This window comes from Halorubrum sp. CSM-61 (assembly GCF_003781945.1).
GTDB lineage: Archaea > Halobacteriota > Halobacteria > Halobacteriales > Haloferacaceae > Halorubrum.
Window position 1 is genome coordinate 254,426 of sequence record NZ_RJJW01000003.1, and the last position, 26,560, is coordinate 280,985.

Here is a 26,560-nt window from a genome sequence, read left to right on the forward strand (position 1 = left end):
TGACGGCCGGTCCACATTCCTTCCGAGAGAGGAGTTTTATACGGGACGGGTCCGTGAACGCGTCCATGGAGAACGCGTTCGTAGCCATCGACGATCCGGACCACAGCGGCGACATGCTTCGAGAGGCCGCGGCGTACGCCGCCGGGACGGACGCCGACCTGGTGTTGTACCTCCCGCTGACGCCGGAGCAGTTCGAGGAGTCGCAGACGGCCCTCGACGAGATCGGTCGCGTGGAGAACAAAGACTACGCCGACGAGGACGCGCAGGCCGTCGCGAAGCAGTTCGTCGACGACATCGTCCGAGAGCCGTTCGCGGACTTCGATATCGAGTACACGGTCCTGACGGACGTGACCGAGGAGATGGAGGCGAGCCGGGTCATCGAGCTCACGGAGGAACACGGCTGCGACCACGTGTACACCACGGGACGGCGGCGGTCCCCGACGGGGAAAGCGATGTTCGGCGACACCACCCAACAGCTCATCCTCAACTTCTCCGGGTTCGTCACCGTTCGCACGAACTGACGGCTCCGAATCGTCGGGATACCGATCGCTCGGCGGGACGGAAGACACGGTCGAGTTGATAGATGGTGACTTGTGGCACTCGACCGTACAAGCAAAACGTTTCGCTTGTAATAAGTAATTTTCCCCAATATGATTCACCACCGGATTACCGATTCGTTCACGCAACCACTATTGCGGCGCGTCGCGAAGGTGTCGCATGGACACGACAGTCATGTTGCCGCCGCGTCCCGACCGCCGGTGGACCCTCGCCCGTCAGCTCGGTGTTTCGACCGCCGTCGTCCGGTTCTGGGGGGAAGACGAGTGGTGGACGTACGACTCGCTCCTCCGGACCAAAAACCGGTTCGCGGCCCACGGGCTCTCGCTGGACGTGGTGGAGGACCGCCCGCCGATGACGAAGACCGTTCTCGGACAGGAGGGCCGGGACGAGGAGATCGAGACGGTCAAGCGCCTGGTTCGGAACATGGGCCGGGCGGGCATCGGCGTCTACTGCTGGGTCTGGACGGAGAACCCGATCGGGGTCCTCCGCACCGCCGACGAGGTCCCGCTGCGCGGCGACTCCCGGACGACGGCCTACGACCACGAGCAGGCAGAGCGCGCGTCGGACTACCCGGTCGACGTGACCGAGGCGGAGCTCTGGGAGAACCTCGAGCACTTCCTCGAGGAGGTCGTCCCCGTGGCCGAGGAGGCGGGCGTGAAGCTGGCGCTCCATCCCGACGACCCGCCGGTCGACTCTCTGCGGGGGGTTCCGCGGCTGGTCAGTTCCGTGGAGAACGTCCGGCGCATCCTCGACCTTCACGACAGCCCGAACCACGGGCTGACGTTCTGTCAGGGCAACTACGCCGCGATGGGTGCCGACGTTCCCGAGACGATCCGGCGGTTCGGCGACCGGATCCACTTCGTGCACTTCCGAGACGTCGACGGAACCCCCGAGGAGTTCGTCGAGACGTGGCAGGACGACGGGCCCACCGACATGCTCGCCGCGATGGAGGCGTACCGCGAGATCGGCTTCGACGGCCCGATCCGTCCCGACCACGTTCCGCGGATGCTCGACGAGGGCCACCGCGACGACGCGCAGGCCGGCTACACCGACATGGGGCGGCTGTTCGCGATCGGGTACATGAGGGGTCTGTTAGAGCAGACCGGTGGGGAGGCACCGTAGTGCAGACCGGTGGGAAGGCACCGTAGTGCAGACCGGTGGGAAGGCGCGGTCCGAGCTTCCGCCACCGCACCCCGCTCGGTCGGTTCGGATCGGTCGAGAGGATGGCCGAGTGCGCGCTGGAAAGCACACCGTTGGTCACAACTCAGTGGCGACCTTCGACGGGTCACGCGAAAGCGTACTTGAACCCGAGGAAACGCGCAACCTGAATATCCCCTTCGGGGAATCCTCGCCCTTTAGGGCGGAGAGGATGTCAAAAAAGCACGGTTGTAGTTCTGATCGCGGGAACCGACCTCGATCGACCGATATCCGTCGCAATTAGCAGTAGTGCTGCTCGCATCGGCGCGTGAAAGCCGCCGAAAGGCGTTCTGAATGACGGAACGACGGTCAGTAGTTGATGTTCAGTTCGACGACGTTGGCCGCGCTGAGCACGCGTTCGGGGAGCCGGCCGTGGAGGTCGTCGTCGCTGACGCGGCTGGCGGGCGCCGACACGCTGATCGCGCCCAGCACCTCGTCCGAGGAGTCCTTGACCGGGGCCGCGATACACCGCAGCCCCTCGAGGCGCTCCCCGTCGTCGATCGCGTACCCGCGGTCGCGGACGCCCTCTAGCGCGTCGAACAGCTCCTCGCGGGAGCCGACGCTGCGGGGGGTCTTTCGCTCTAACCCGCGCTGCTCGATGATCTCTTCGACGCGGGACTCAGGCAGGTGCGCGAGGACCGCCTTCCCGAGCGCGGTGGTGTGGAGGTTGGTCCGGAGCCCGGCGTAGGTGTCGAGGTCGACGGCCTCCTCGCCCTTCGACCGCATCAGGTACACGCCCATCCCCTGCTCCTCGACGAGGAGGTTCGCGAGCTCACCGGTCTCGTCCGCGAGCGACTTCACCTCAGGCTCGGCGACCTGATAGAACTCCATCGACTTCCGGGTGGAGCCGCCGACCTCGAGGAACTTCAGCCCGAGCTGGTACTTCTCGCCGGTCTTCAGCACGTACCCGTGCTTTTGGAGCGTCGTGAGGTGGTTGTGTACCGCGCTCTTCCCCATCTCTACCCCCTCCGCCAGCTCCGTCACTCCGCACGGCCCCCGGTCCATCAGCTCGTCGACCAGCGCGAGAGTCTTCTCGGTGGTTCGCACCGGATGCTTGGCGTCCATGGTGATCGATCAAGATACGAAGCGGTGATAAGCGTTCTGGGATACAGAACGACGTTCGGGAGTACGGGGTCCCGTTTACGGCGAGCGACGGAGGGATCGGCGGGCTGCCCGACCGGATCGGGCGGGCTCCACGTAGTAAGCCCGGAGCTAATCGACTATCGTCGAGCGAGGGAATGTAATCGTCGAATCAATACCCGGTATGCGTTCGACAGGCCCTCAGTGTGGCGAGACGGTAACGAGAGGCCACGGATCGCTCGTCTGCTCGGAGCGCTCCACTAGTACATCGCGTCGCGGATCTCGTCGTCGAGGTCCTCGAACTCGGCGAGGTACTCGCGGCGGTCCTCGCGGAGCGCGTCGCGGGCCGCCTCGAAGTCGTCGACGCGGTCCGTGACGGCGAACCGCTCGACGTCGATCCCCGGAACCTCGCTCGGAACGGTCAGTCCGAGGTCGTCGTCGCGCTCCCACTCGATGCGGTTCCGGGCCGCTCCCTCCAGCACGGCGACGGTCTCCTCGACGCCGACGTCGATCGGATCGTCGGTTCCCACCGTTCCCGTGTTGATGACGTAACACTCGACGTCGAGGTCGGCGATGAGATCGCGGAACTGGTTCCCCTCCTCGCCCTCGGAGCCGACGATGAACGGGTTGGTGCCGACGACCCGGATCGGCTCACCCACCCGCGAGGGGTCGCCCGCGCTCGTCTCCACGGACTCACCGAGCATGAACGCGACCGCGGCCTGCTCGTGGTCGAGGCGCGCGATCGGCGGCATCAGGGGGTTCCGGGTGATGAAAAACACCTGGTCGACGTGATCCAGGTCGATGTCGTCCGCCGAGCTCTCCAGCCGGTTCCGTCGGATGGTCGCCCGCGCGTTCTTCCCGTAGCGAGGCTCGTCGAAGTGGACCGCGCCGTCGTCGTCGACGGCGACGTTCTCGAGGACTGCGCTCTCGTCCGTCGCGGCGCTGTGCAGCTCCGGCTGTTCGGACGCGTCGAGGCCGATGGTTTTGATGTAGAGGCCGCCGCCCTCGCTCCCGGCGACCGTCCCGGAGGGCAGGAGCGCGCACACGTCGTCCTGGATCATCTCGACGCCCTCCGGGTCGTCGAGCCAGAGGCCGTGGCTGGTCAGTGTCGACTTCCCCGTCCCGGAGAGCCCCAGGAACAGCTGTCCCACGTCGCGGGTGTCGTCCCCGTCGGCGAGCGTAACGCGCTTGCTCCCCGCGTGAAGGCCCAGTCCGCCCTGTCGCTTCGCGCGGTGCATGAACAGCCGGAGGAACGACTTCTTCGCCTCGCCCGTGTAATCGCTCCCGAGAACCGTCGTGGCGCCGTCTTCCGGGTGGACCCGGATCCGCGGATCGTCGGTCGCGTCGGGCAGCTGCACCGTGACGAAGTCCGGGGACCGACCGTGAGACGGTTCGAGGAGCTTCGCCCACGACAGCGCGATCCGGCCGTACTCCGCGGGGAGGAACAGCCGACACACGTACGAGGTGTCCGGGTGCCGACCGACGACGCGGTCGACGCAGACCACGTCGTTCTCCGGGTCGTTGACCCACTCGACGCCGCGCGCGAACACGCCGTAATCCTCGTCGTCGAAGTCGTCGTCGAGGGTGTTCGCCGTCGCCTCGGCGCTCCGCGACCGATAGTCGCTCACGTACGACGGCGATCCGTACTCCGTCGTCACCTCCTCGTCCGCCGACAGCTCGCGCAGTTCAGCGAACGAGGGGTTGTACGTGACGTGGTCCGCCGTCTCCGGATCCGGATACGCCGTGGGTTCCGGGACCGGATCTTGAGTGGCCATGTACGGAATTTCGTTTGAGAGTATATAAGCGTGCTGAACGGTGGGACACTGGCCAGCGACGCCCGCCGACGCCCGCTGGCGATGACGCTCGGCGCGCGCTCGGGACCTGTGAACACACATACGAAAAATTACCAATTTGAAGAATTATACGAATATCGTAATGAATGCTGCCGGGGCCACGGGCCGTCGTCTCCCTTCGATTCCCCCTGAACGACCGGTGGGGCGGTACACCGATGATTTTGTCACGCTCGGGGTCGAACCCAGGGTATGACCACCGAAGCGAGTGGCGCGAACACGAAGGTCGCCCGGGTGATCCGGGAGTACGACCTCGACGGCATGGGCGCGAACTTGGAGGCCGCGTGGACCGGCGAGGCGGGCGAGCGGACGAGCCTGCGGGACCTCGCCGACGAGTTCAACGAGGCGGTGCTGGAGGCGGCCCTCCGCGAGGTCGGCGTCTCGTCGCTCAACGTCGACGTGTCGAGCACGTACGAGGCCCTCCGCGGCGAGTCGGGGTCGTCCGCGACGCGGGCGCGTCGTCGCCTCGAACGCGAGGGGATCGACGTCGACGAGCTCACCGGCGACTTCGTCACTCACCAAGCGATCCACACGTACCTCACGCAGGAGCGCGAGGCGAGCCTCCCGGCGGCGGACGACGACATGGCCGACCGGAAGGTCGAGACCATCGAGAAGCTCCAGGGACGGGTCTCGGCGGTCGCCGAGTCGGCCATCTCCTCGCTCGCGAACGCCGAGGAGCTGGACCGGGGCGACTACGACGTGCTCGTCGACGTGCGCGCCGTCTGCCCGAACTGCGGCGCCGACTCGCCCGTCGGGGAACTGATCCGGCGCGGCGGCTGCGGCTGCGCGGCGGAGTCCGAGACCGCCGGCGACGAGTGAGCCGGCGGCCGGCTCGCTGGTTGGAACACGGTGGCGGTAGTACGGCGGTAAGTCATCAGTTTCCAATGTATTATATTTATTTTATATATCTTGGTCGGGTTCGGGGACCGAACCACCCCTCGGGCCGTCGTTTCCCTCGATCGGTCTCCGCACTCGCGCAGGTAACAGAGAGAAGGGTGGATTGCCGTGACGCCCGAAACCGTTCAACCCCGTCAGTCGAGCTGTTGAGACCTGTCGGTCCCGACGCCGAGATACTCCAGTTGCACGTCCTCGTCCGCTCGGAGTTCGTCGATCGAACCGTCGTAGACGACCCGGCCCTGATCGAGGATGTACACTCGGTCCGCGACTTCTAACACGGTGTTCAGGTTCTGTTCTACGAGCAGGATGGGGATGTCCCGGCCCTTGATCGTCTCGATAGTCTCGATCACGTCTTCGACGATCTGGGGAGCCAGTCCCTCGGTCGGCTCGTCGAGCAGCAGGAGTTCCGTCTTGCTCATCAGTGCGCGCCCGATCGCGAGCATCTGCTGTTCGCCGCCGCTGAGCTTCGAGGCCTTTAGCGACTTCCGCTCCTCGAGGCGGGGCATCCACTCGAGGATCTCCTCGATCGTCATGATACCCTCGCTCCCCGTCACGCCGCCCATGCGCAGGTTCTCGTGGACGGTGAGGTCGGGGAACACGTCGCGTCCCTCCGGGACGTAGCTGATTCCGCGCTGGCTGATTTCGTAGTCGGGCACCGCCGTGATGTCCTCGCCGCCGAAGCGGACCGCGCCCTCTGTCGGCTTGATGACGCCGGATATCGTCCGGAGCGTGGTGGTCTTCCCGGCGCCGTTCCGTCCGAGGAGCCCCACGACTTCGCCGTCGTCGACGTCGAGCGATACGTCCCACAGCACGTGTCCGGAGCCGTACGAGGCGTACACGCCGTCCATTTCGAGGAGGGAGTCGGGCGCCATCGTCACTCCCCCTCCCCGGTGCCGATGTACGCTTCCTGCACGTCCTCGTCCGCCTGTATCGTCTCGGGATCGCCCTCCTTGAGTATCGCGCCGCGATTGAGTACGGTGATCCGGTCGGAGATCTCCATAACCATCTCGAGGTCGTGTTCGATCAGGACGAGCTTGATGTCCCGCTCGTCCGCGATCCGCCGTATCGTCTGCACCATCTTGGCGGATCCCTCGTTCCCCATCCCGGCGGTCGGCTCGTCCAAGAGCATCAGGTCCGGCTCGACGGCGATCGCCAATCCCACCTCGAGCTTCCGACGGTCGCCGTGGCTGAGCGCGTCCGCCCGGGTGTCGGCGAACTCCGTCAGGTCGAGGTCTTCCATGAGCGTCTCGGCCTTCCGCGTCGAGTCGATCGAGTCAGACCGCTTCCAGACCGAGTTGCGGTTCTCGTCGAGCGACTGCGTCGCGATCCGGACGTTCTCCTCGACCGTGAGGCCGTCGAACAGATCCGATATCTGGAACGATCTGCTGATCCCCTTGTCGACGATCGTCCGCGGGGATTTCCCCTCGATGTTCTCGCCCTCGAACCGGATCGTCCCCTCGGTCGGTTGGTGGTACCCCGTCAACAGGTGGAACAGCGTCGACTTCCCGGCGCCGTTGGGCCCGATTATGGAGTGGATCCCCTCGCGCTCGATCGTCAGGTCGACGCTGTTGACCGCGGTCAGTGCACCGAACGTCTTCGTGAGGTTTCGTGTTTCCAACATCTGTCAGTCACCCCTCTCTTCGACCGGTTCCGGTTCGGCGCTTCCAAACGGCCCCCGTTCCCCGCGGAGCAGCTCCGCTCCGATCGCGTAGAAGCTGACGAGCCCCCGCGGCGCGAACAGCACGATCACGATCAGGATGAGCCCGAGCAGCATCCGCCAGTGATCGAAGTAGATCGTCAGGATCTGGTCGAGCCCGATCAGCACCGCTCCGCCGATGATCGGTCCGTACAGGGTTCCCACGCCGCCGAGGACCATGGCGAACAGCGCGTCCCCGGAGACGACCCAGAACAGCGTCTCCGGGCTGGTGAACGTCTGGAGCGTGACGAACAGCCCGCCGGCGACCCCTCCTAGGGCGCCGGAGACGGCGAAGATCCGTCGCTTGGCCATGTTCGTGTTGTAGCCGAGGAACGTCGTGCGACGCTCGCTCTCGCGGATCGCCTGTAGCTGGAGCCCGAACGGCGAGTCCATGATGCGCTTCGCGACGTAGTAGGACGCGACGAGCATCGCGAGTGCGAGGTAGTAGAACGTGACCGTGTCCGACACGTCGACGAACCCGAGCAGTTCGACGCGGTCGATCGAGAGGCCGTTGCTCCCGCCCGTCAGGCCGCTCCACGACACCGACATCTGATACAGTAGCTGCCCGATCGCGAACGTGATGATCGCGAAGTAGAGCCCGGAGAGCCGCGCGGAGATGGCGCCGACCAGCCACGCGATGGACGCCGCGACCAGAATCGCGGCGCCCATGCTGAGGAGGAAGGAGTTCGTGACGTTCAGCGTCGTCAGCGCCACCACGTAGCTCCCCACCCCGTAGAACGCCGCGTGGCCGAACGAGATCAGGCCCGTGTACCCGGTGACGGTGTCGAGGCTGAGCGCTAAGATCCCCCAGATGAACATGAGCGCCACCAGTCCGACGCCGTAACTGCTCATGACCGTGTTGAGCCCGACCACCGGGAGGAGCAGGAGCGCCCCGAGAAGCGCGAGGACGCGGCGGTCGGTCAGCGGAACCGGGGGGATCCGCTCGTCGTACGAGAGCTTGGCCGCGTGCTTTCGGATCTCGTAGTCGCCGAGGATCCCCTCGGGTTTGATCAGCAGCGCGGCGAGCAGCAGGATGTAGAACACGAACCCAGACAGCGCCGGGACGAACGTGTCGACCGCCGCTTGGGTGAACCCGACGAGCAGCCCCGCGACGACCGCCCCGGCGAAGCTCCCGAGCCCGCCGATCGCGACCACGACGAACGCGATGATGAGCGCGCCGTTCCCCATCTCCGGGTTGACGCTCAGGAACGGGCTCGCCAGCCCGCCGGCGATCGCGGCCAGGAACGTCCCGAGCGCGAACGTGAGCGTGTAGTACTTCTTGATGTTCACGCCCATGAGACGCGCCGTCGCCTGGTCCTGTGCGCCCGCACGGAGGATCAGGCCGAACCGCGAGTACCGGATCAGAAGCCACGTGCCGAGCGCGATGACCGCGCCCGCGAGGATGGTGAAGAGGCGGTACTTCGGGTACGCGATCGGACCGACCTGGACCGCCCCGGCGAGGAGCTCCGGCGTCTGGAAGAACTGCGTGCCGGTCCCCCAGACGATCTCCACCAGCTCGGTGACGATGAGCAGGACGCCGAAGGTGATGAGCACGTGATACAGCGGCGACCGGTCGTAGATGTTCGAGAGGGTGAGCCGCTCGGCGACCACACCGATCCCCGCCACCGCGATAGGACCGACGATGAGGGCCACGAAGAAGCTCCCCGTGGCGTCGACGACCGCGAGCGTGAGGTACGCGCCTACCATGTAGAACGCGCCGTGCGCGAAGTTGAGTACGTCCGTGATCCCGAAGATAACGGCGAACCCCGCGGCGATCAACACGTACAGCACGCCGAGCGCCAGTCCGTTTAAGAGCAGAAACGCCGCTTGCTCCACGCTGATGAAGGCTAACAGCGGCAGCGATTGAGATGCGATCATGGCGGGGGCCGCTAGAGGTCCGGCATCTCACAGCCGGTGTCGGTGCAGGGACGGGTGACCTCTTCGGCACCGAGTTCGCCGACGATCTCCTGACCCGGCCAGTCGTGTTCGTTCGGCTCCGTGATCCGGCCGACGAACCCCTTGCGCATCGCCTGGTGGTCGCACTCGCGCATCGTCGCGGGGCCCATCGGCTCCTCGCTCTCCATCCCCTCGAGCTCGCCGATGATCGCTTCCGTCTCCACCGAGCCAGCGGCTTCGGCGGCCTCCGCGTATCGCAGGAGGCTGCTCCAGATCACGAGCGCGAAGTCGGTGGGCGGCTGGTCGTGAAGCTCCGTATGAAGGTCGACGAGCGTCTGATTCGCCTCGGTATCGTACGTCGGCTCGTAGCGGATCGTGGTGTAGGTCCCGACGGCCGAACTCCCCGCCCCCTCCCGGAGCGGGCGGTAGGTGTTCGTCGTGCTCATGATGTCCTGTTCGAGGCCGAACTGGGTTGACTGGCTCAAGAAATTCACCGCGTCGGACCCGCTGAACCCCTGGAGGACCCAGTCCGCCTCGGAGGACTGGATCTGGCTGAGGACGGACGAGTAGTCGTCGTGACCAAGCGGCGTCTGCGTCTCGTCGACGATGTTGTACTCGAGGTCGGACGCCTCGAAGGCCTTCTTCCACTCGCGACTGATCGACTGGCCGAACGCGTAGTCGGCGACGTGGATCCACACGTTCTCGCCGAGGTTCTCCAGCGCCCACTTCGCGCCGGTCCGCGCGATCTGACTGTCGGAGTACTGGTACCGGAAGGTGGTGGGGCGACACTCGCTGCCCGTGATCTCCTCGGGACCCCCGTACGCGAAGTACGGGACGCCCTCGTCGTGGGCGTAGTCCGCGATCGAGAGGTTCACCGCGCCCGAGACGGCCCCGATGAGCACGTCCACGTCGTTCGTCTCCACGTGTCGACGCGCCATGTCCCGCCCCTGACCGGGGTCGCCCTCGGTGTCTTCGATGAACCCCGCCACGTCGCGGTCCAGGATGCCGCCGACCTCCTCGTTGAGCTGGTGAAGCGTCGTCTCCGCGCCGCGCTCCATGGCCTCGCCTTGGGCGGCGAAGATGCCGGTCTGCGGGATGAGGAAGCCGATCCGAACGGGGTTGTCGCCCACGTCGCCGCTATTGAGGTCGCCGTCGTCTCCGTCGCCGTTTCCGCTTCCGTCTCCATCTCCGTCTCCGTCCCCGCCTCCGTCGTCCGCACAGCCCGCGAGCAGCGACAGCGAGGCGGCGCCGAGCGCGCCGCCGCCGGCGCGTTTGAGAACGGTGCGTCTGCGCGTATTGTCACTCGGTCGCATAACGAATCAATAATAGTGATATATGATAAACCTTCGCCTTGAGGTATCGGACGCTACTCCCAGCAGGACCCCGCGTCGACGTTGATCGCCTGTCCTGAGATGTGGCGCGCGCGCGCTCGGAGGCGAGGAAGGCCACCGCCTCCGCGGTGTCCTCCTCGTCGACGAGCGTTCCGAGGGCGGCGTCGCCGGTGAAGAGGCGCTCCTTCGCCTTCTCGAACGAGACACCCATATTCGCCGCCTGTTGCTCGATGGAGTTATCGATCCGGTCCCCCGAGGTCGCGCCGGGACAGACCGCGTTGACCGTGACGCCGTCGTCGCCGAGGTCGAGCGCCAGCGAGCGGGTGAGCGCGATGACGCCCATCTTCGAGACGTTGTACGGCGACCGGCTCGGAAGCACGTCCTTGGCCGCCGTCGACGAGATGTTCACGACCCGCCCGCGAGCGCTCTCCCGGAGGTGCGGCGCCGCGGCCCGCACCGTGTGGACCTGCCCGAGGAGGTTGACGTCGAGCGTCCGCTCCCAGTCGTCGACGGTGGTGTCGTCGATACGCGCGGTGGGGCCGGCGATCCCCGCGTCGTTGACGACGCAGTCGAGGCCGCCGAACGCCTCGACGGTCTCCCGGACCGAGGACTCGATCGAATCGACGTCGGTCACGTCGGTCTCGACCGCGATCGCCCGGTCCGGATCGTCGATCAGCTCGACCGTCTCGTGGATCCCCTCGCCGCGGGCCGCGACGGCGACGTTCGCCCCGTAGTCGGCGAGGGTCAGCGCGATCCGCCGCCCGATGTTCTGGCTCCCTCCGGTGACGAACGCGGTGGTGTCCCCGAGCATGGACGAGTCGTCCGATCGAACCATCAGATCAACACCCGGTCGAGGAACGCGGTCGAATGCTCCATACCGCTGTGGAGCGGCTGCGGCGTGTTGAGCTGTTGGATGCTGACGGGCCCGTCGTAGCCGACTAGATCGAGGGCGGTGACGATCTCCCGCCACGCCTCCTCGTCGTGTCCGTACCCGATCGGGCAGAACGACCACGGGCGGTTCTCGGCGTCGTCGAGCGGCGTCATGTCCCACCGCCCCTTGACCGCGAGGTTCGCCTCGTGGGTCTGCACGTCGGACGCCTCGACGTGGAACAGCGCGTCGTCTTCCGCGAGGTACCGGACCGAGGCCACGGGATCGATGTCTTGGAGCCAGAGGTGGCCGGGATCGAGGTACCCGCCGATCCGGTCGTGCGTGGCGTCCCGGAGCCGCCGGAGCGCCGCCGGGCTGTTGACGAGCGTGTTGACGTGGATCTCGATGGCGACGTCGATCCCGTAGTCGTCTGCGTACGCCCCGAGATCGGTCCAGTAGGGGATCGCCACATCCTCCCACTGGTAGTCGAAGCGCTCCCGCTGGTCGCCGGGCGGTATCGGCGTCGCGGTCCAGTTCGGGGTCCGGTCGTCGGGGTGACCGCCCGGCAGGCCCGAGAACGCGGAGACGGTGTCGACGCCGAGCTGATCCGCCAGTCGGATCGTCTTCCGGAGTCGCTCGTCGGCCGCGTCTGCCTGCTCCGACACGGGGTGAAGCGGGTTGTAGCCGGTCACGCCGAGCATCGATATCTCCATCCCGTGTGCGCGGACCGTTTCGAGAAGCTCCGCTTGGTCCGTCTCCGCGTCCAAATACTCGTCGGGATCACAGCGCCAATCGATGCTCTCGACGCCCAACGGGGCGAGAAATTCGAGCGTGGATTCGAGCGGTTCCTCGAACGGTAGCGTCTGTACCGCCAAGTGCATGGCTGTGAGTCTCACTCGCACCGACTTAACGTTGTGCCCGGCCGGAGCCACGCCCTCAAGCCACTCACGGGGGTCCGGCAGCGACACGAGGAGGTCGCTCTCCCGACACCTCGCGTCACCCGATTCCCCGAACCGACGGAATCGGTGTGTTCGAAAGGCATAATCCCGCATATTGAGACAGATTGCAATCCGTTGATCTACGGTTTGTGTAATTTAGTCCCGAATTCTATAGGTACCAAGGCCGATATCGGTCGTTCAGAATACGGGATCTATGTATCGGATTAGTTGACTCAAACATTACACACATATGTTTGTAATTTCTATCGTCGTTACTGCCGTCCGGCTTGGCAGACGTCGATCGACGCCGGTTCGAGGTGTCGAGCGCACGGAGCGACGGCTGGCGTCGATCGACCCTGAACCGAACGGGTGTCCGAGTATATGCGATTTTTGTCGTCTCGGATCGATTCGGATCACGCTCACTGCCACCGATTTTTATTTATATCTGAATATACGGGATGTTTAAGTACGATTAGCCGGTAACAACGGTATGAACAACCCGCCCGCGTCGACGGTCAAAACGACGGCGAAGAGCCTCGAGATCGTCGAACTGCTGTTCGATCGGGGACCGCTCACGCTCGAAGCGGTCGGTAACGAGGCCGAGATGACCCGAAGTACGGCGCATCGGCACCTGTTCACCCTCCAAGAGCACGGGTACGTCGTGAAAGACGGGAACGAGTACGGACTGAGCTTCAAGTTCCTCACCGTCGGCGGCGATCTACAGCGAGAGATCCCAGAATATCAGATGATCAAATCGAAGGTGGACGACCTCGCGGAGCAGACGAGCGAGCGGGCGCAGTTCATCGTGCGGGAGGGGCTCGAACGCGTGTACATTTACACGGAGACCGGCGAGAATCCCGTACAGACCGGTGCGCACATGGGTCGGCGGGGAACCCTCTACGCGAGCGCCGCGGGGAAGGCGATCCTGGCCAACCTGCCGGCGTCGACGCGGGAGCCGCTCGTCGACGCCTTCGAGTTCGAGCAGACGGGGCCGAACACGATCACGAACCGGGAGGAGCTTCGGGAGGCCCTCGCGGAGGTCCGCGATCGGGGGTACGCGCTGAACATCGAGGAGTCGACGGGGGGCGTCCACGCCATGGGGACGTGCATCCGCGGGCGAGACGACGACGTGATCGGGGCGCTGAGCGTCTCTGGACCGGGAACGAGACTTCGGACCGACCGCCTGGAGAACGAGATCCGCGAGACGGTGCTGGCGGCGGCCAACGAGCTCGAACTCCACATCGAACACACGTAGCCGGCGATAGTTTTACTACCCGATACGCCGACGTGTCGTACACGGAATCCAACAAGATCGCGGATCCGGCTTCGCGCGCGACGATCAGAACCCGACCCGCGACCGTCCACGAGTCCGTGACGCACGAGACCGTGACACGCAAATTCACGACACACGAGCTCACGAGCTCACGACACACGAGCTCACGACACAAACCCATGACACGCGAACACGCGACGCACGCAACTACCGAGGGGCACCGAACATGACCGACACGGGAAAGATACTCGAGGGGGTGAAGGTCCTCGACCTCTCCACCTTCGTCACCGGCGGCTTCTGTTCCGCGATGCTCGCGAATCAGGGCGCCGAGGTGGTGAAGATCGAACAGCCGGGGTACGGCGACGCGGTGCGCCATTCCGGGCCGCCCTTTATCAAGGGCGAATCGCCGTACTACTGGTCGCTGAACTACGGGAAGAAGAGCCTCGAACTCGACCTGAAGAACCCGGAGGCCAAGGAGGCGCTCTACGAACTCGTCGAGGAGGCCGACGTGTTCATCCAGAACTTCCGGCCGGGGACCGCAGAGCGGCTCGACGTCGACCACGAGACGCTGGGCGAGTACAACGACGACCTGATCTACCTCGCGATCTCCGCGTTCGGCCAGACCGGACCGTGGCGCGAGCGGTCGGGGTACGACCTCCTCATTCAGGGGATGAGCGGGATCATGAGCGTCACCGGCGAGGAGGGTCGTCAGCCGGTGAAGGTCGGGCTGCCGATGACGGACCTCATCACGGCCATGTGGGCCGCGTTCGGGACGATGACGGCGCTGTATCGCCGGGAGCGGACGGGCGAGGGCGAGTACATCGACCTCGGGATGCTCGAAGCGACGCTGCCGTGGCTCACCAAGCAGGCCGGGATGGTGTTCGCCGGCGAGGAGACCAAACGCATGGGGACGAAGGACCCCGTCCTCGCCCCGTACCAGACGTTCGAGACGAAGGACGGGTTCATCAATATCTGCATCCTCAACGAGAAGCTATGGGGGGAGCTGTGCGAGGCGCTCGACCGGCCGGACCTCCCCGAGGACGACCGGTTCGAGGAGAACGCCGACCGGGTCGACCACCTCGACGAGCTGGAGGCCGAGATCGAGGAGACGCTCGCCGAGCACACGACCGACGAGTGGATCGAGATCATCGCCGAGGACGCCGGGGTCCCCGCGGGCCCGGTGTACGACGTCGAGGAGGCGCTGCACAACCCCCAGATCGACGCGCGCGGGACGGTGACCGAGATCGAACACCCGGAGCTCGGCGAGATCCCGGTGATCGAACACCCGCTGCGGTACGGGGACGCGGAGAGCGGGTTCGACCGCGCGCCCCCGACGCTGGGCGAGCACAACCGCGACGTGTTCCGGGAGCTCGGCTACTCCGACGCCGAGATCGACGAGCTCGCGGACGCGGGCGCGTTCGGCTCCGACGACGAGCGCTGAGCGATGACCGGAGTCGCCATCTCCGGCGTCGGGATGACCGAGTTCCGGGCCGCCGCCGACGCGTCGATCCTCGAACTCGCCGCGACGGCCGCGGACCGCGCGCTGGCCGACTCGCACCACTCGCGCGAGGCGGTCACCTCGCTGCACGTCGGCAACGCGCTCGCGGAGTCGCTCGGGACGCGCGCCGGCGTCGCGAACGCCCTGGCCTCCGCCCTCGGCGTCGAGGGCGTCTCGGCCGACCGGATCGAGAACACCAGCGCCAGCGGCGCCAGCGCGTGCCACCGCGGGGTGGAGGCGGTCGACGGCGGCAACGAATCCGTCGCGCTCGTCGTCGGCGTCGAGAAGATGTCCGTCCGCGACACCCCCGAAGTCACCGAATCGATTAGCCGGCTCGTCCACGACCGCGAGTACCGGCAGGGGCTCACCCTCCCGTCGTTCGGCGGGCTCGCGGCCGGGGCGTACCTCGACCGCTACGACGCGCCCCGCGAGTCGCTCGCGGCGGTCGCGGCGAAGAACCACCGGAACGCGAGCGCCAACCCCGTCGCGCAGTTCCGGAAGGAGATCACCGTCGAGGACGCGCTCGACTCCCCCGTCGTCGCCGACCCGCTCCGGCTGTACGACTGCTGTCCGATGACCGACGGCGCCGCCGCGCTGGTCCTCTCGCCCGAGGGGAGCGCCGGGGACGGGGACGGCCGCCGCGGCGACCGGAGCGTCCGGATCGAGGGGATCGGGAGCGCGACGGGGACCCACGCCGTCGCCGAGCGCGACGATCCGCTCGCCATCGAGAGCGTTCGGACCGCCGGCGAGCGGGCGTTCGACGGGACCGGACTAACCGTCGACGACGTCGACGTGGCGTGTATTCACGACGCGTTCACGATCCTGGAACTCCTCGAACTGGAGGAGCTGGGGTTCTACGACCCCGGCACCGCGTGGGAGGCCACGCTCGACGGCGAGACCGCGATCGACGGCTCGCTCCCGGTGAACCCGGGCGGGGGGTTGAAAGCGCGGGGGCACCCGCTCGGCGCGACCGGGCTCTCCCAGCTCGTCGAGCTGGTCTGGCAGCTCCGCGGCGACCTCCCCGACGAGCGCCAAGTGGCGAACGCCGAGGTCGGCTTCGCGATTAATGTCGCGGGGTTCGGGAACAACAGCGTCTGCACGGTGGTCCGGCATGGGTGAGACGACCGGCGGACGCACCGGCGGAGAGCGACCCGCCGAGCAAGGCGTCCCCGTCGACCGCGCGTTCGTCTGCGACGACTGCGGCGCCAGGTGGTACTACGACCGACACCGCTGTCCGGACTGTTCGGGCCGGACGATCGGGACGTACGAGCTCGGCGAGGGCGTGCTCGTCGCCCGGACGACGGTCGAGATGACGCCCCCGGACGTCCGCAGTCCGAACCACCTCGGGATCGCCCGGTTCGGGAAGGTCCGACTGACCGCGCAGCTGGTCGACGGCGACGTCGCCGTCGGCGACCGAGTCGCGTTCGCGGGCGCGCACCGACTCCGAGAGGGCGGTGACGCGACGGACCCGCGACTGACCGCGATCGCCGACGAGGAGTGATCGGTCGGCGTTGAACGACCGCTCGGGGTCGGTGCCCCGTCCGCCGCCTCGCACAGGCACTATTATTACGCCACCGAATCAGTACCACACGTATGCGCGTCGGACAATACCGAGCGGAGCCGGCAGAACAGCCGTGGTGTGGCGTGGCGACGGGAGACGAGACGGTCGTCAAGCTCTCCGAGGCGGGCGCCGGGGCGGGCGTCGACCTCGGACCGCAGACGAGCGACCTCCTCGAAGCGTGGGAGTGTCGTCGAAAGGCGGAGCTGGCGATCGAGTACGCCGAGGAGACGGGCGTCGGCGTCTACGACGCCGCCGACCTCTCGCGGGCGGCGCCCGTCTCCGACCCGGAGAAGGTCGTCTGCGTCGGGCTCAACTACCGCGACCACGCGGAGGAGGGCGACAACGAGATCCCCGACGAGCCCGTGCTCTTCTCGAAGTTCCCGACGACGGTGGCGGGGCCGGAGGACACGGTCTCGTGGGACCCCGACCTCACGCAGAAGGTCGACTACGAGGCGGAGCTGGTCGTCGTCATCGGCGAGGAGGCGCGCCGGGTCGATCCCGAAGAGGCGATGGACCACGTGGCCGGCTTCCTCGTCGGCAACGACGTGTCGGCGCGGGATCTCCAGCACGGCGACGGGCAGTGGGTCCGCGGGAAGAGCCTCGACTCGTTCGCGCCGACCGGGCCGGAGCTCGTCACGACCGACGAGGTGTCTGACCCGCACGACCTGGACATCTGGGCCGACGTGAACGGCGAGCGGCTCCAGGAGTCGACGACGGCGAACCTGATCTTCGGGATCGACGAGCTCGTCTCCTTCTGCAGTCAGGCGTTCACGCTCACGCCGGGCGACCTGCTGTTCACCGGCACGCCGCCGGGCGTGGGCGTGTACCGCGAGCCGCCGGTTCTGCTGGAGGACGGCGACAGCGTCACGATCGGCGTCGAGGAGGTCGGCGAGCTGACGACCGAGTTCGCGTTCGACGGGGAGTAAACGGCGCGTCGGCTCTTTATAAGTGTCTGAGTGGCCTCGTCGGAGGCTGTTTATGGCTCGTTGCTAGCGCGGTGAACACCTCCAAGGCCTCAGCCGCTCGGTACAACGTGTTCGACTCCCCTCCGGTGAACACCTCCAAAGCCCCAGCCGCTCGGTACAACGTGTTCGACTCCTCTCCGGTGAACACCTCCAAAGCCCCAGCCTCGTCGCTCCCTTCGGTCGCGACTCCCTCGCGCGTGCTGCTCGGCCGCGGTGCGGCCTCGCAGGCACGCGCCACCGCACAGTGTCGGTTTATAGGGGATCGTCGCTGTCACTCAAATATCTGCGCGAAGAACGAGACGCCGATAGGGGGTCCACCGGCGAGAATCGCGGACTACTCTTCTTCGAACCCGAAGACCTCGCGGGGGTTCTCCAGTACCACTTGTCGGATGTCGTCGACGTCGATCCCGTACCGGTACAGCTCGAAGATCGCGCGCTTGAGGGCGTACGGGTCGGTCCGGAGGACGTTCGCGCAGTCGGTGTCGACCATGACCCGGTCGGGGCCGTACTCGTCGATGGCGTTCGCCACGTCGGCGGCGTCGACGCCGACCAGCCACGAGTGGCCGATCGTGTAGCTCAGGTAGCAGTCGGTCTCCTCCATCAGGTACGCGGTGTTGTTGGCGTCGGCGTGCGAGGCGACGACGCGCTCCTCGGGGAGCCGGGCGTCGCGCGCGGCCGCCACGTCGCGTTTCACGGACTCCAGCGCGGGGTTGTCGCCGTCGAGGACCGGGTCGGCGCCGAGGCCCGTGTTCTTCTCGTAGCCGGGGGTGACCCCGAGGCCGTCGCGGTAGGAGCGCTTCGCGTCGGTCGACGTGTTCGGCGTGTGGAGGAGGACGGGGAGGTCGTGGTCCCGCGCGAGTTCCATCTGGGCCTGCACGACGGCCTGCTGCTCCTCTACCCCCCAGCGCTCGACGTGTTGGGAGGGAACGACGCCGGTCTCGCCGACGGCGACGACCTCGTCGAGCGCGCAGTAGTCGTCCATCGCGTCCAGCAGTTCGTCGGGGTTCTCGATGCGGACGCCGGTGTGGACGCCGAGCCCGAGCTTCGCCTCGAAGAAGTGGTTGCGCTCGATCGCCTCGCGGCGGTTGATCGCGTCGTCCCACAGGAAGCGGATGTCGTCGGCCTCGACCGGCTTATAGGGGGTCCAGTGGTAGCCGGACGCGACCATCATCATCGACCGACAGCCCGAGAGGGCGTACCGCTCCCGGTCGTCCCACGAGAGCGTGTGCGCGTGGTTGTGGATGTCGATCCACGGGAGGGTGAGGAGCTCCCGCGGCGGGTCGAGCGTCGGGGCATCGCCGCCGTCTCGCTCGTCTAAGTACGCCGCGTCAGTCGGGCGTTTCGTCGGGTGAGAGCCCGTCATGAGTTGTGGGTCCGAGCGAGGCGAATCGCCCCGTGATCGGTGTACCTCCGTCTTGCCCCGAGACCACTTAGGTGTACACATTGAGAACCTTTATTGTGGCTCCTCGTCTCACATCGGATATGCCACTATTGATCGGAACAGACAGCGGTCTGTACCGCGTCGACGGCGTCCCGTTCGATCGGGGCGAGGCGCGCGAAGTGCTCGACTGCGGGGTCGTCACCGCCGTGAAGTCGTGGGACCACACCGAGGGCGTCTTCGTCGCATCTTCGACGGGGGCGTACCGCTCGCTGGACGGCGGCGAGACGTGGGCGGACCTCGGCGTTCCCCTCGGAGACCGGTTCTGGCACGCGGGACAGAGCGAGGTCTGGTCGATCCTCGCGACCGCGGACGGCGCGCTCTACGCCGGGACGAACGATCCGTACATCTTCCGCTCGGTCGACGGCGGGGAGACGTGGACCGAACTGAAGGGGTTCCGCGAGCTCCCGTCGCGCGGTCACTGGGAGTCGCCGATCGACCCGCACTACGCTCGGTTGCGGGCGCTCCAGGCGGTTCCCGGCCGTCCGGACCGGCTGATCGCGGGCGTCGAGGCGGGGGGGATCCACCTGAGCGCGGACGGGGGACAGACGTGGACCGACCGACGAGATACGATCGTCGACGACGTCCACCAGATCCTGCCGATCTCGGAGGACGTCTGGCTGGCGGCGACGGGATACCTCGACCATAACCTGGAGAATCTGGGACTGGGTCACGCTGTCGGCGAGGGCGGGCTCTGGCGCACCACCGACGCGGGCGAGTCGTGGACGCGGATCGACACCGGCAACGACTTCTCGTACGTCCGGCGCGTGTTCGTCCACGACGGCACCGTCTTCTTCTGCGGCGGCGAGGAGGCGCCGCCGGCCTGGGTGAACGACGACCACGGGGTGGCGCTGTTCGAGTCGACGAACTTCGGTCGCGACTTCGAGCGCGTCTCCTTCCCCGGCGAGCCCCACGAGATCGTCGAGACGTGGGACGTGTACGACGGCGACGTGATCTGCGGGTCGGGGCTGTTCGACGTGCCGGACCAGCGCGACGACGTGGAGGGCCGGATCATGCGCCGGACCGACGACGGGAGCTACGAGACGGTCGGACGCATCGACGCGAACGTCAGCCGCATCGAGGTGGTGTGAGCGTGACCGACGGCGAGCGGACCGGCGAGTCGAAGCCGGTCGCCGACCCGAAATCGACCGGCAACCCTCCGTCCGCGATCGGTCGAGCGCTGTACGCCGGCGTCCTCGCGTACATGGCGCTCGACGGGTTCAAGAACAACGCAAAGCGCGTCGAGGTCGCCGAAGCGAAGGGCGTGCCGATGCCCGACGTGCTCGTCCCGTTCGTCACGGGGATGCTGTTCGTCGCCAACCTCGGCGTCGTCTTCTGGAAGCTCCCCCGACTGTCGGCCGGCGCGCTCGTCACGTTCTTCATCGGCACCACTCCAGCGATCCACGACTTCTGGACGATGGAAGGAAAGGAACGCCACGACAACAAGATCAACTTCCTGAAGAACCTCGCGCTGCTCGGCGGCGCGATCACGCTCCTCGACGCCGCCGACAAGGAGTGAGGCGCTCGCACTGACTCGCCAACCGATTCGATCGGACCCGAGCGATCGAGTTTCCGCTCCGGCGTCTCTGGAGCGCGGAATTCATATGAAAGCAGGTAATAGTGTGATCATATGATTTTAAATATGTATTCCCAAATCAGCAAATCATACTGAACTTATTCAATTAATAGTCGCGAATAGGTCTGTATAATTCACTCATATCTTCTGAATATCGCATATTCGACCAGTATACGCGGTTATAATAGTGGATTAAGGCCATCTGGAAGGGATCTAAATATTCTTAAAAATAACGCTGAAAACGATCGACCGAGGAGACGAATCACGGCGGTATCTCTCGTCTACAACCGTCTAAAGCGATTTTCTCGACGAGCCGAGGTAGATCGGTCCCGAGTTTGAATCCCGCTCGGTACGCAGTCGTCTAGAAAAGTATCGGAAATATATTGTATATGCCAATTTGGTATGTCTCTATTCCGCTGCTCATGCGTACTCACCCACGGTCGGGGCGTCGCGGTCACCATCGCGGCGCGGAACCGGATGTACCATCCTGATCGACGGCGTGGCGGGCGAGCTGCACGCGAGCGATCTCTTTCTCCTCGACCCCGATCTCACGTCCTGCAACAGGATGATACGTCGAGATTAGCAGATTTTTCACCTACTGAAAAGTAGTAATTCAGCCTATACTTATCACGTATTTTCCTGATGGACGTGTTGCCCGACGGAGGGGTCGGGTGCTACCAGCAAGAACATGAGCGACTCAGATCAAACGGAGAAAGCGAGTGGAAACGGGCGAAAAACGGCGAACCGCCGGAGAGTGCTGCAGGGAATCGGCGCTGTCGGAATGAGCGGTTCCCTCGCGGGACTCGGAACGGCACAGCCCGACGAGGGGCAAGGCGAGGGACGGGGGCGCGGGAGTGAGAATCCCGGACGGGGGAGAAGCGAGATCCCGACCTCCACCCAGTTCTGGACGTACAACAACTCCGACCTGTCGGTCGCGGAGCTCGTCTACGAGAGCGCCAACGCGGGCTACGACACCGTCGAACCGTACTATATCGACGACGAGGAGGCAGTCGCTACCGCGCTCGAGGAAACCGGGCTCGAACTGTCCAGCGCCCACGTCGGCATCGAGCAACTGGAGGACAATTTCGAGGAGACGATCGAGACGTACTCCGAGTTCGGTGCCGACGCGCTGATCCACGCCTACAAGGGCGACGGCACGTGGGAGAGCGAAGACGGTATCGTCGAATGGGCCGAGCGCGTCAACGAGATGGCGGACAGGGTCGCCGAGGAGGGGATGGAGTTCGGCTACCACAACCACGACCAGGAGTTCCAGACGATAGACGGGACGTTCGGGTTCGACATCTTCGCCCAGCACGTCAACGACAACGTCCACCTGCAGCTGGACGTCGGGTGGGCGCTCGTCGGCGGCGCCGACCCGGTCGCGGTCCTCAACAGACACCGGGACAAGGTCGGGTCGCTCCACATGAAGGACATGACCGCCGACGGGGAGTTCACCGAGATCGGCGAGGGCGACGTTAACATGACCGCGCTCGCGAACGTCGCCCGGAACAACACGGACGTCGACTACCTCATCTACGAGTACGACGGGGCGCCCGAGCCGGTTCACTCCCTCTACTACGGCGCGGAGTACCTCGACCGGATAAACGGCCCACAGGAGCGACCCCCGCGCGTCGTTCCGGGCGACGACGGGCTGAGCGGCGACCCGCCGTCGGACGCGACGGTCCTCTGGGACGGCGACGAGGCGACGCTCGAGGGCTGGGAGCACACCGACGGGAGCGAGGCGGAGTGGAACGAGGCCGAGGACGGCGAGTACTTCGAGGTGAACCTCGGTTCCGGTAACGTTCGGACGGGCGAGGCGTTCGGGGACTGTCACCTGCACCTCGAGTGGCGCGTCCCCGAGGAGTACGACGGCTACGTCGACGTCGAGAACGACGGCGACGGACAGACCCCGGGGAACAGCGGCGTCTTCCTGATGGAGACCTACGAGATTCAGGTGCTCCAGAGCCACGACAACCCCACCTACCCGAGCGGCTACGCCGGGTCGTTCTACCTCGCCTCGCCCGAGGGCGGCGCCGTGCCGCTGGTGTTGCCGATCAACCCGCCGGGCGAGTGGAACGCGTACGACGTCCTCTGGCGCGGCCCCCGGTTCGACGACGGGGAGCTACAGCGGTATCCGCAGCTAACGGTGCTTTTCAACGGCGTCGCGGTCATCAACCACTTCGACGTTCCGGGACCCAACTACTGGGTCGATCTGTTCGAAGACGAGTTCGACAACGATACCAACCCGCACCCGCAGGACGACGACGGGAACTTCCTCGAGGAGGCGCCCCTCGTTCTGCAGGACCACGGCGCGGAGACCGACGAGGTGCACTACCGGAACGTCTGGTACCGCGATCTGCCCGAGTCGCCCGTCGAGATCGACGACCCGAGCGACGTGCCGGACTACGACAGCGAACGGGGCGTCTGGGAGGAGCGCGAGGACTGGCCGGACCGCGACGCCGCGACGGACCTCGACCACCCGGACCACCCCGAGCAGATCGAGCCCGGCGAGGAGCCCGGCGACGCGCCGAGCGACGCCGACCTCCTGATCGACGACGAGCTCACGCTCGAACCGGGCGACGGCGACTGGACCAGCGACGAGGCGTACGGCGACGCGCAGATCCACGTCGAGTTCCGCGTCCCCGAGGACGTCGAGGGAGACGGCACGGACCGGGGCAACAGCGGCGTCCTGCTGTTCGGGCGGTACGAGCTCCAGATCCTCGACACCTACATGAACCGCGTCGACCTTGACGAGTGGGCGGGCGCGTACGTCGATCAGGCGCCGCCCCACCACGACGCCGTCCGTCGCCCCGGGGAGTGGCAGCAGCTCGACATAGTCTGGCAGGGGCCGCGGTTCGAGGACGGCGACCTCGTACGGGAGGCCCAGACCACCGCGTTCCTGAACGGCGTCGCCGTCCAGACGCGACTGCAGGTCGAGGGGCCGAACGCCGACGGCTCGCTCGACGAGTACGAGGCCCACGACTCGGAGCTGCCGCTCCGCCTCACGGAAGAGGGGAGCCGGATGCAGTTCCGCAACACGTGGGCGCGATCGCTCGACTGATCGCCTCGGGCTCACCCGCCTCATCGCGGCTTCTGTTTATTTCGGGCGTCGAGGAACTGCCGGTCGCCGAGCGGTTCTTTCGCGTTCCTGGAAACGATCCAGAACCCGGGTTAACCTCCGGTTATTCACGACGAAAATCGGGAGAAGGGGTCGAATGAGGATGCTCCGGCTGGGATTCGAACCCAGGTCATCACCGTGAGAGGGTGATATGATTGGCCGGACTACACCACCAGAGCGCACGTCCGTTCGACGCAATTACGGGTACGGCAGGATATTGTAAAACAGTTCCGTTTCGCCCCCGCCATGTCCCGGTTTACCGTGGCCAGAAGTCTCTCTGTCGCCGACGGAACGCGTCGCTCACGTCGACTTCACACGTCGACCGCGAAGGGGGCGGCGTCGCCCGCGTCCTCGGCGATCGCGGCGAGGAGGTCGGCCACGGCGTCGAGGTCGCCGGTGTCGACCACCTCGACCGGCGTGTGCATGTAGCGGTTCGGGATGGAGACGGTGAGCGACGGGACGCCGCCTCTGGAGGTGTAGAAGGCGTCGGCGTCGGTGCCGGTCCGAGAGCCCGCCGCCTGCAGCTGCACGTCGATGTCGGCGGCGTCGGCGGCGTCGCGCGCGAGGTCGACGAGGACGGGGTGGTTCGCGCTGCCGCGAGCGATCACGGGGCCGGCGCCGAGCTCGACCGGGCCCTGGTGCTCGCGGTCGACGTCGGGGTTGTCGGTAGCGTGGGTGACGTCGACGGCGACGAACGCGTCCACCGCGTCGAGGTCGACGCCGACCATCTGCGCGCCCTTGAGCCCGACCTCCTCCTGTACCGTGGAGGCGGCGTAGACGGTGGCGTCGGCGTTGCGTTCGGCGGCGCGCCGGAGCCCTTCCGCGGCCGCCCACGTGCCTGTCCGGTTGTCGATCCCGCGGGCGGCGATCCGGTCGCCGACCAACTCCTCCACTTCGGTCGAGAACGTGACGGGATCGCCGATCTCGACGTGTTCGCCGGCCTCCTCGGCGTCGGTCGCGCCGATGTCGACGAACTGGCCGGCGATCTCCTCGTACTCGTCCGTCGAGGCGTCGCGCAGATGGATCGCGGTCTGCCCGATCACGCCCTGGACCGGCTCGTCCGCGTGGACGGTGACGTGCTGGCCCTTCGAGACGGTTCGGTCGGAGCCGCCGATCCGGGCGATTCGAAGGAAGCCCTCGTCGAGCACGTCGCGGACGATGAAGCCGATCTCGTCGGCGTGGCCCGTCAGGGCGACGGTGGGCGCGTCGGGGTCGCCCTCGTGGACGGCGACGGCGTTGCCGTAGGCGTCGACGGAGACCTCGTCGGCGAAGCCGCGGACGTAGTCGGTCCAGACCCGCTGGCTCGGGGTCTCGAAGCCGGAGGGGCTGGCGGTCGCGAGCAGATCGTCGAGGAACGCTCTCTGGGAGCCGCGCATACGCGTGGCTGAATCCGGCGGTCGGCAAGAAACCGCCGATACGGGGCGGCGAGACGGTGGAAGGGTTCGGAGCGTCGGAGCGGCGAGATCGCGGAACGCGCTGACAGCTCCACCGACACAAGGGACTTGAGGCGTGCTCCCCTCCGGTTCGCATGGACATTCTCCGAAGCCTCCGAACCGTCTCCGAGGCCAGCGGGCCGGGCGTCGTCGACTGGGAGCGGGCGGCGGCCGCCGCGAAGGAGGGCACCGACCCCGGATCGCTCGCGCTCACCGACGCGGACCGGGCGGGGTACGCGACCGACGTGCGCGATGCGCGGGCCCGGCTCCGCGAGGTGGCGGGGCTCGAGTTCGACGTGCCGGACGCGATCGAGGTGCAGAACCGTCATCACTGGATCGACGCCAGCGTCGGCACGTTCCGGAACGTGATGGCGCCGATCGAGGCGGCCGCGACCGGGGACGGGGAGTCGATCGGGGCGACCGACGGAATCGGCGACCCAGCCGGCGGAGTCGGCGGGTCGAGCGGCGGGATCGTCGAGCCCACCGGGGGGCCCGTAGGCCTCCCGAGCGGCGACCTCACGCGGGAATTCGTCCGGGACGTCTCGCGGGTCGCGAACACGGGATCGATGGCGTTCACGCTCGGCTTCCTCGCGCGCAACGTGCTCGGCCAGTACGACCCGCTGCTCTTGGCCGACGAGCCCGACGCCGACCACGGGCTCTACTTCGTCCACCCGAACATCGTCGAGGTCGCGAGGTCGCTCGACGTCGATTTCCCGCGATTCAGGCGCTGGATCGCCTTCCACGAGGTGACGCACGCGGCCGAGTTCGGCGCGGCGCCGTGGCTTCCCGAGTACCTCGAATCGCGGGTCGAGCAGGGGATCGAGGGGCTCACGGGCGGCGCGGGAGAGGCCGGCCGCGGCGGACTGACGGCGGGCAATCTCCCGGTCGACGCCCTCGACACCGAGCCGTTCGCGGAGCTGCAGGCGGCGATGACGGCGGTCGAGGGGTACGCCGAGGTGCTGATGGACCGCGCGTTCGACGGCGAGTACGCCGACCTCCGCCGGAAGCTCGACGAGCGTCGGGGCGGGGGGAACCCCGTTCAGCGGCTCGCGCGCCGGCTGCTCGGGCTGGGACTGAAGCGCCGGCAGTACGAGCAGGGCGCCGCCTTCTTCCGCGAGGTCGTCGACGCCCGGGGGATCGAGGCGGCGGGCGCCGTCTGGGAGCGTCCCGAGAATCTCCCGACACGCGCCGAACTCGACGATCCCGCGGCGTGGCTGGTGCGCGTCGATCCCTGAGGGGTCAATCGGTGAACAAAATGAATGCGGTGGCGCGTGCCTGCGAGCGCCCTGATAAGGGCGCGAGGAGCACGCGCGAGGGAGTCGGGCGCGACGAGGGCGACCGAGGGGAGCCCGACAGACGCGCCCGACGAGGCTGGGGAGGCGTGAGG

At 66.7% G+C, this 26,560-nt stretch carries 22 protein-coding genes and 1 tRNA gene; 12 read left to right on the plus strand and 11 right to left on the minus strand.

What is annotated here, in order from left to right; all coding sequences use genetic code 11:
- Positions 1-65 precede the first annotated feature (65 nt).
- Together EDM04_RS06975 and EDM04_RS06980 are read left to right on the plus strand one after the other, a co-directional pair.
- On the plus strand, positions 66-521 hold the full coding sequence (locus EDM04_RS06975) for a universal stress protein (RefSeq protein WP_123620503.1): 456 nt from the start codon (positions 66-68) through the stop codon (positions 519-521).
- Between the two features lie 196 nt (positions 522-717).
- On the plus strand, positions 718-1,680 hold the full coding sequence (locus EDM04_RS06980) for a mannonate dehydratase (RefSeq protein ID WP_241154862.1): 963 nt from the start codon (positions 718-720) through the stop codon (positions 1,678-1,680).
- A 384-nt stretch (positions 1,681-2,064) separates the two neighbouring features.
- On the opposite strand, the gene xacR is transcribed toward EDM04_RS06980, so the two are convergent.
- Both xacR and EDM04_RS06990 read right to left on the minus strand, forming a co-directional pair.
- Positions 2,065-2,820: an HTH-type transcriptional regulator XacR gene (gene xacR / locus EDM04_RS06985; RefSeq protein ID WP_123620505.1), complete on the minus strand. Its 756-nt coding sequence runs from the start codon at positions 2,818-2,820 to the stop codon at positions 2,065-2,067.
- A gap of 275 nt (positions 2,821-3,095) precedes the next feature.
- Positions 3,096-4,610, minus strand: coding sequence for a phosphoenolpyruvate carboxykinase (ATP) (locus EDM04_RS06990; protein WP_123620508.1), 1,515 nt, complete (start codon positions 4,608-4,610; stop codon positions 3,096-3,098).
- A gap of 267 nt (positions 4,611-4,877) precedes the next feature.
- Between EDM04_RS06990 and rdfA the strand changes: the two genes are divergently transcribed.
- The gene (gene rdfA, locus EDM04_RS06995; RefSeq protein WP_123620510.1) at positions 4,878-5,504 is read left to right on the plus strand and encodes a rod-determining factor RdfA; all 627 of its coding nucleotides are present in this window, start codon (positions 4,878-4,880) and stop codon (positions 5,502-5,504) included.
- Between the two features lie 212 nt (positions 5,505-5,716).
- On the opposite strand, the gene EDM04_RS07000 is transcribed toward rdfA, so the two are convergent.
- From EDM04_RS07000 to EDM04_RS07025, 6 genes are read right to left on the minus strand one after another with little or no spacing between them, the layout of a single operon-like run.
- Positions 5,717-6,454: an ABC transporter ATP-binding protein gene (locus EDM04_RS07000; protein WP_123620512.1), complete on the minus strand. Its 738-nt coding sequence runs from the start codon at positions 6,452-6,454 to the stop codon at positions 5,717-5,719.
- 2 nt (positions 6,455-6,456) lie between these two features.
- Entirely contained in the window at positions 6,457-7,203 is a 747-nt protein-coding gene (locus EDM04_RS07005; protein WP_123620514.1) for an ABC transporter ATP-binding protein, read from the minus strand.
- A 3-nt stretch (positions 7,204-7,206) separates the two neighbouring features.
- Positions 7,207-9,156, minus strand: a complete 1,950-nt coding sequence (locus EDM04_RS07010; RefSeq protein ID WP_123620516.1) for an ABC transporter permease — start codon at positions 9,154-9,156, stop codon at positions 7,207-7,209.
- Positions 9,157-9,167: 11 nt separating this feature from the next.
- Positions 9,168-10,487, minus strand: coding sequence for an ABC transporter substrate-binding protein (locus EDM04_RS07015; RefSeq protein WP_123620518.1), 1,320 nt, complete (start codon positions 10,485-10,487; stop codon positions 9,168-9,170).
- On the minus strand, positions 10,474-11,340 hold the full coding sequence (locus tag EDM04_RS07020; protein WP_206424437.1) for an SDR family NAD(P)-dependent oxidoreductase: 867 nt from the start codon (positions 11,338-11,340) through the stop codon (positions 10,474-10,476). The genes EDM04_RS07015 and EDM04_RS07020 overlap by 14 nt, the downstream gene beginning before the upstream one ends.
- The gene (locus EDM04_RS07025) at positions 11,340-12,254 is read right to left on the minus strand and encodes a sugar phosphate isomerase/epimerase (RefSeq protein WP_164471104.1); all 915 of its coding nucleotides are present in this window, start codon (positions 12,252-12,254) and stop codon (positions 11,340-11,342) included. The genes EDM04_RS07020 and EDM04_RS07025 overlap by 1 nt, the downstream gene beginning before the upstream one ends.
- Before the next feature lie 547 nt (positions 12,255-12,801).
- Between EDM04_RS07025 and EDM04_RS07030 the strand changes: the two genes are divergently transcribed.
- From EDM04_RS07030 to EDM04_RS07050, 5 genes are all read left to right on the plus strand, one after another.
- Complete coding sequence (locus EDM04_RS07030) at positions 12,802-13,566, plus strand: IclR family transcriptional regulator (protein WP_123620522.1); 765 nt, start codon at positions 12,802-12,804, stop codon at positions 13,564-13,566.
- A gap of 244 nt (positions 13,567-13,810) precedes the next feature.
- Positions 13,811-15,025: a CaiB/BaiF CoA-transferase family protein gene (locus EDM04_RS07035; protein ID WP_123620524.1), complete on the plus strand. Its 1,215-nt coding sequence runs from the start codon at positions 13,811-13,813 to the stop codon at positions 15,023-15,025.
- Positions 15,026-15,028: 3 nt separating this feature from the next.
- Entirely contained in the window at positions 15,029-16,201 is a 1,173-nt protein-coding gene (locus tag EDM04_RS07040) for a thiolase family protein (protein WP_123620526.1), read from the plus strand.
- Positions 16,194-16,583 (plus strand): Zn-ribbon domain-containing OB-fold protein, encoded by a 390-nt coding sequence (locus EDM04_RS07045; protein WP_123620528.1) that lies wholly within the window; start codon positions 16,194-16,196, stop codon positions 16,581-16,583. Before EDM04_RS07040 ends, EDM04_RS07045 begins: the two co-directional genes overlap by 8 nt.
- Before the next feature lie 92 nt (positions 16,584-16,675).
- The gene (locus EDM04_RS07050; protein ID WP_123620530.1) at positions 16,676-17,569 is read left to right on the plus strand and encodes a fumarylacetoacetate hydrolase family protein; all 894 of its coding nucleotides are present in this window, start codon (positions 16,676-16,678) and stop codon (positions 17,567-17,569) included.
- 373 nt (positions 17,570-17,942) lie between these two features.
- On the opposite strand, the gene EDM04_RS07055 is transcribed toward EDM04_RS07050, so the two are convergent.
- On the minus strand, positions 17,943-18,971 hold the full coding sequence (locus EDM04_RS07055; protein ID WP_123620532.1) for a TatD family hydrolase: 1,029 nt from the start codon (positions 18,969-18,971) through the stop codon (positions 17,943-17,945).
- Between the two features lie 119 nt (positions 18,972-19,090).
- On the opposite strand from EDM04_RS07055, the gene EDM04_RS07060 reads away from it, so the two are divergent.
- The 3 genes from EDM04_RS07060 (at position 19,091) to EDM04_RS07070 (ending at position 23,683) form a co-directional block, all read left to right on the plus strand.
- Positions 19,091-20,137 (plus strand): sialidase family protein, encoded by a 1,047-nt coding sequence (locus tag EDM04_RS07060; protein WP_123620534.1) that lies wholly within the window; start codon positions 19,091-19,093, stop codon positions 20,135-20,137.
- Positions 20,134-20,565 (plus strand): DoxX family protein, encoded by a 432-nt coding sequence (locus EDM04_RS07065; RefSeq protein ID WP_123620537.1) that lies wholly within the window; start codon positions 20,134-20,136, stop codon positions 20,563-20,565. The genes EDM04_RS07060 and EDM04_RS07065 overlap by 4 nt, the downstream gene beginning before the upstream one ends.
- A 745-nt stretch (positions 20,566-21,310) precedes the next feature.
- Positions 21,311-23,683, plus strand: a complete 2,373-nt coding sequence (locus EDM04_RS07070) for a family 16 glycoside hydrolase (RefSeq protein ID WP_123620539.1) — start codon at positions 21,311-21,313, stop codon at positions 23,681-23,683.
- Between the two features lie 161 nt (positions 23,684-23,844).
- Here EDM04_RS07070 and EDM04_RS07075 read toward each other — a convergent pair.
- Both EDM04_RS07075 and EDM04_RS07080 read right to left on the minus strand, forming a co-directional pair.
- Positions 23,845-23,919 (minus strand) — tRNA-Glu (locus EDM04_RS07075).
- A 132-nt stretch (positions 23,920-24,051) separates the two neighbouring features.
- Positions 24,052-25,116, minus strand: coding sequence for a M28 family peptidase (locus EDM04_RS07080; protein ID WP_123620541.1), 1,065 nt, complete (start codon positions 25,114-25,116; stop codon positions 24,052-24,054).
- A 152-nt stretch (positions 25,117-25,268) separates the two neighbouring features.
- On the opposite strand from EDM04_RS07080, the gene EDM04_RS07085 reads away from it, so the two are divergent.
- Positions 25,269-26,408, plus strand: a complete 1,140-nt coding sequence (locus tag EDM04_RS07085; RefSeq protein WP_123620543.1) for a zinc-dependent metalloprotease — start codon at positions 25,269-25,271, stop codon at positions 26,406-26,408.
- Positions 26,409-26,560 lie beyond the last annotated feature (152 nt).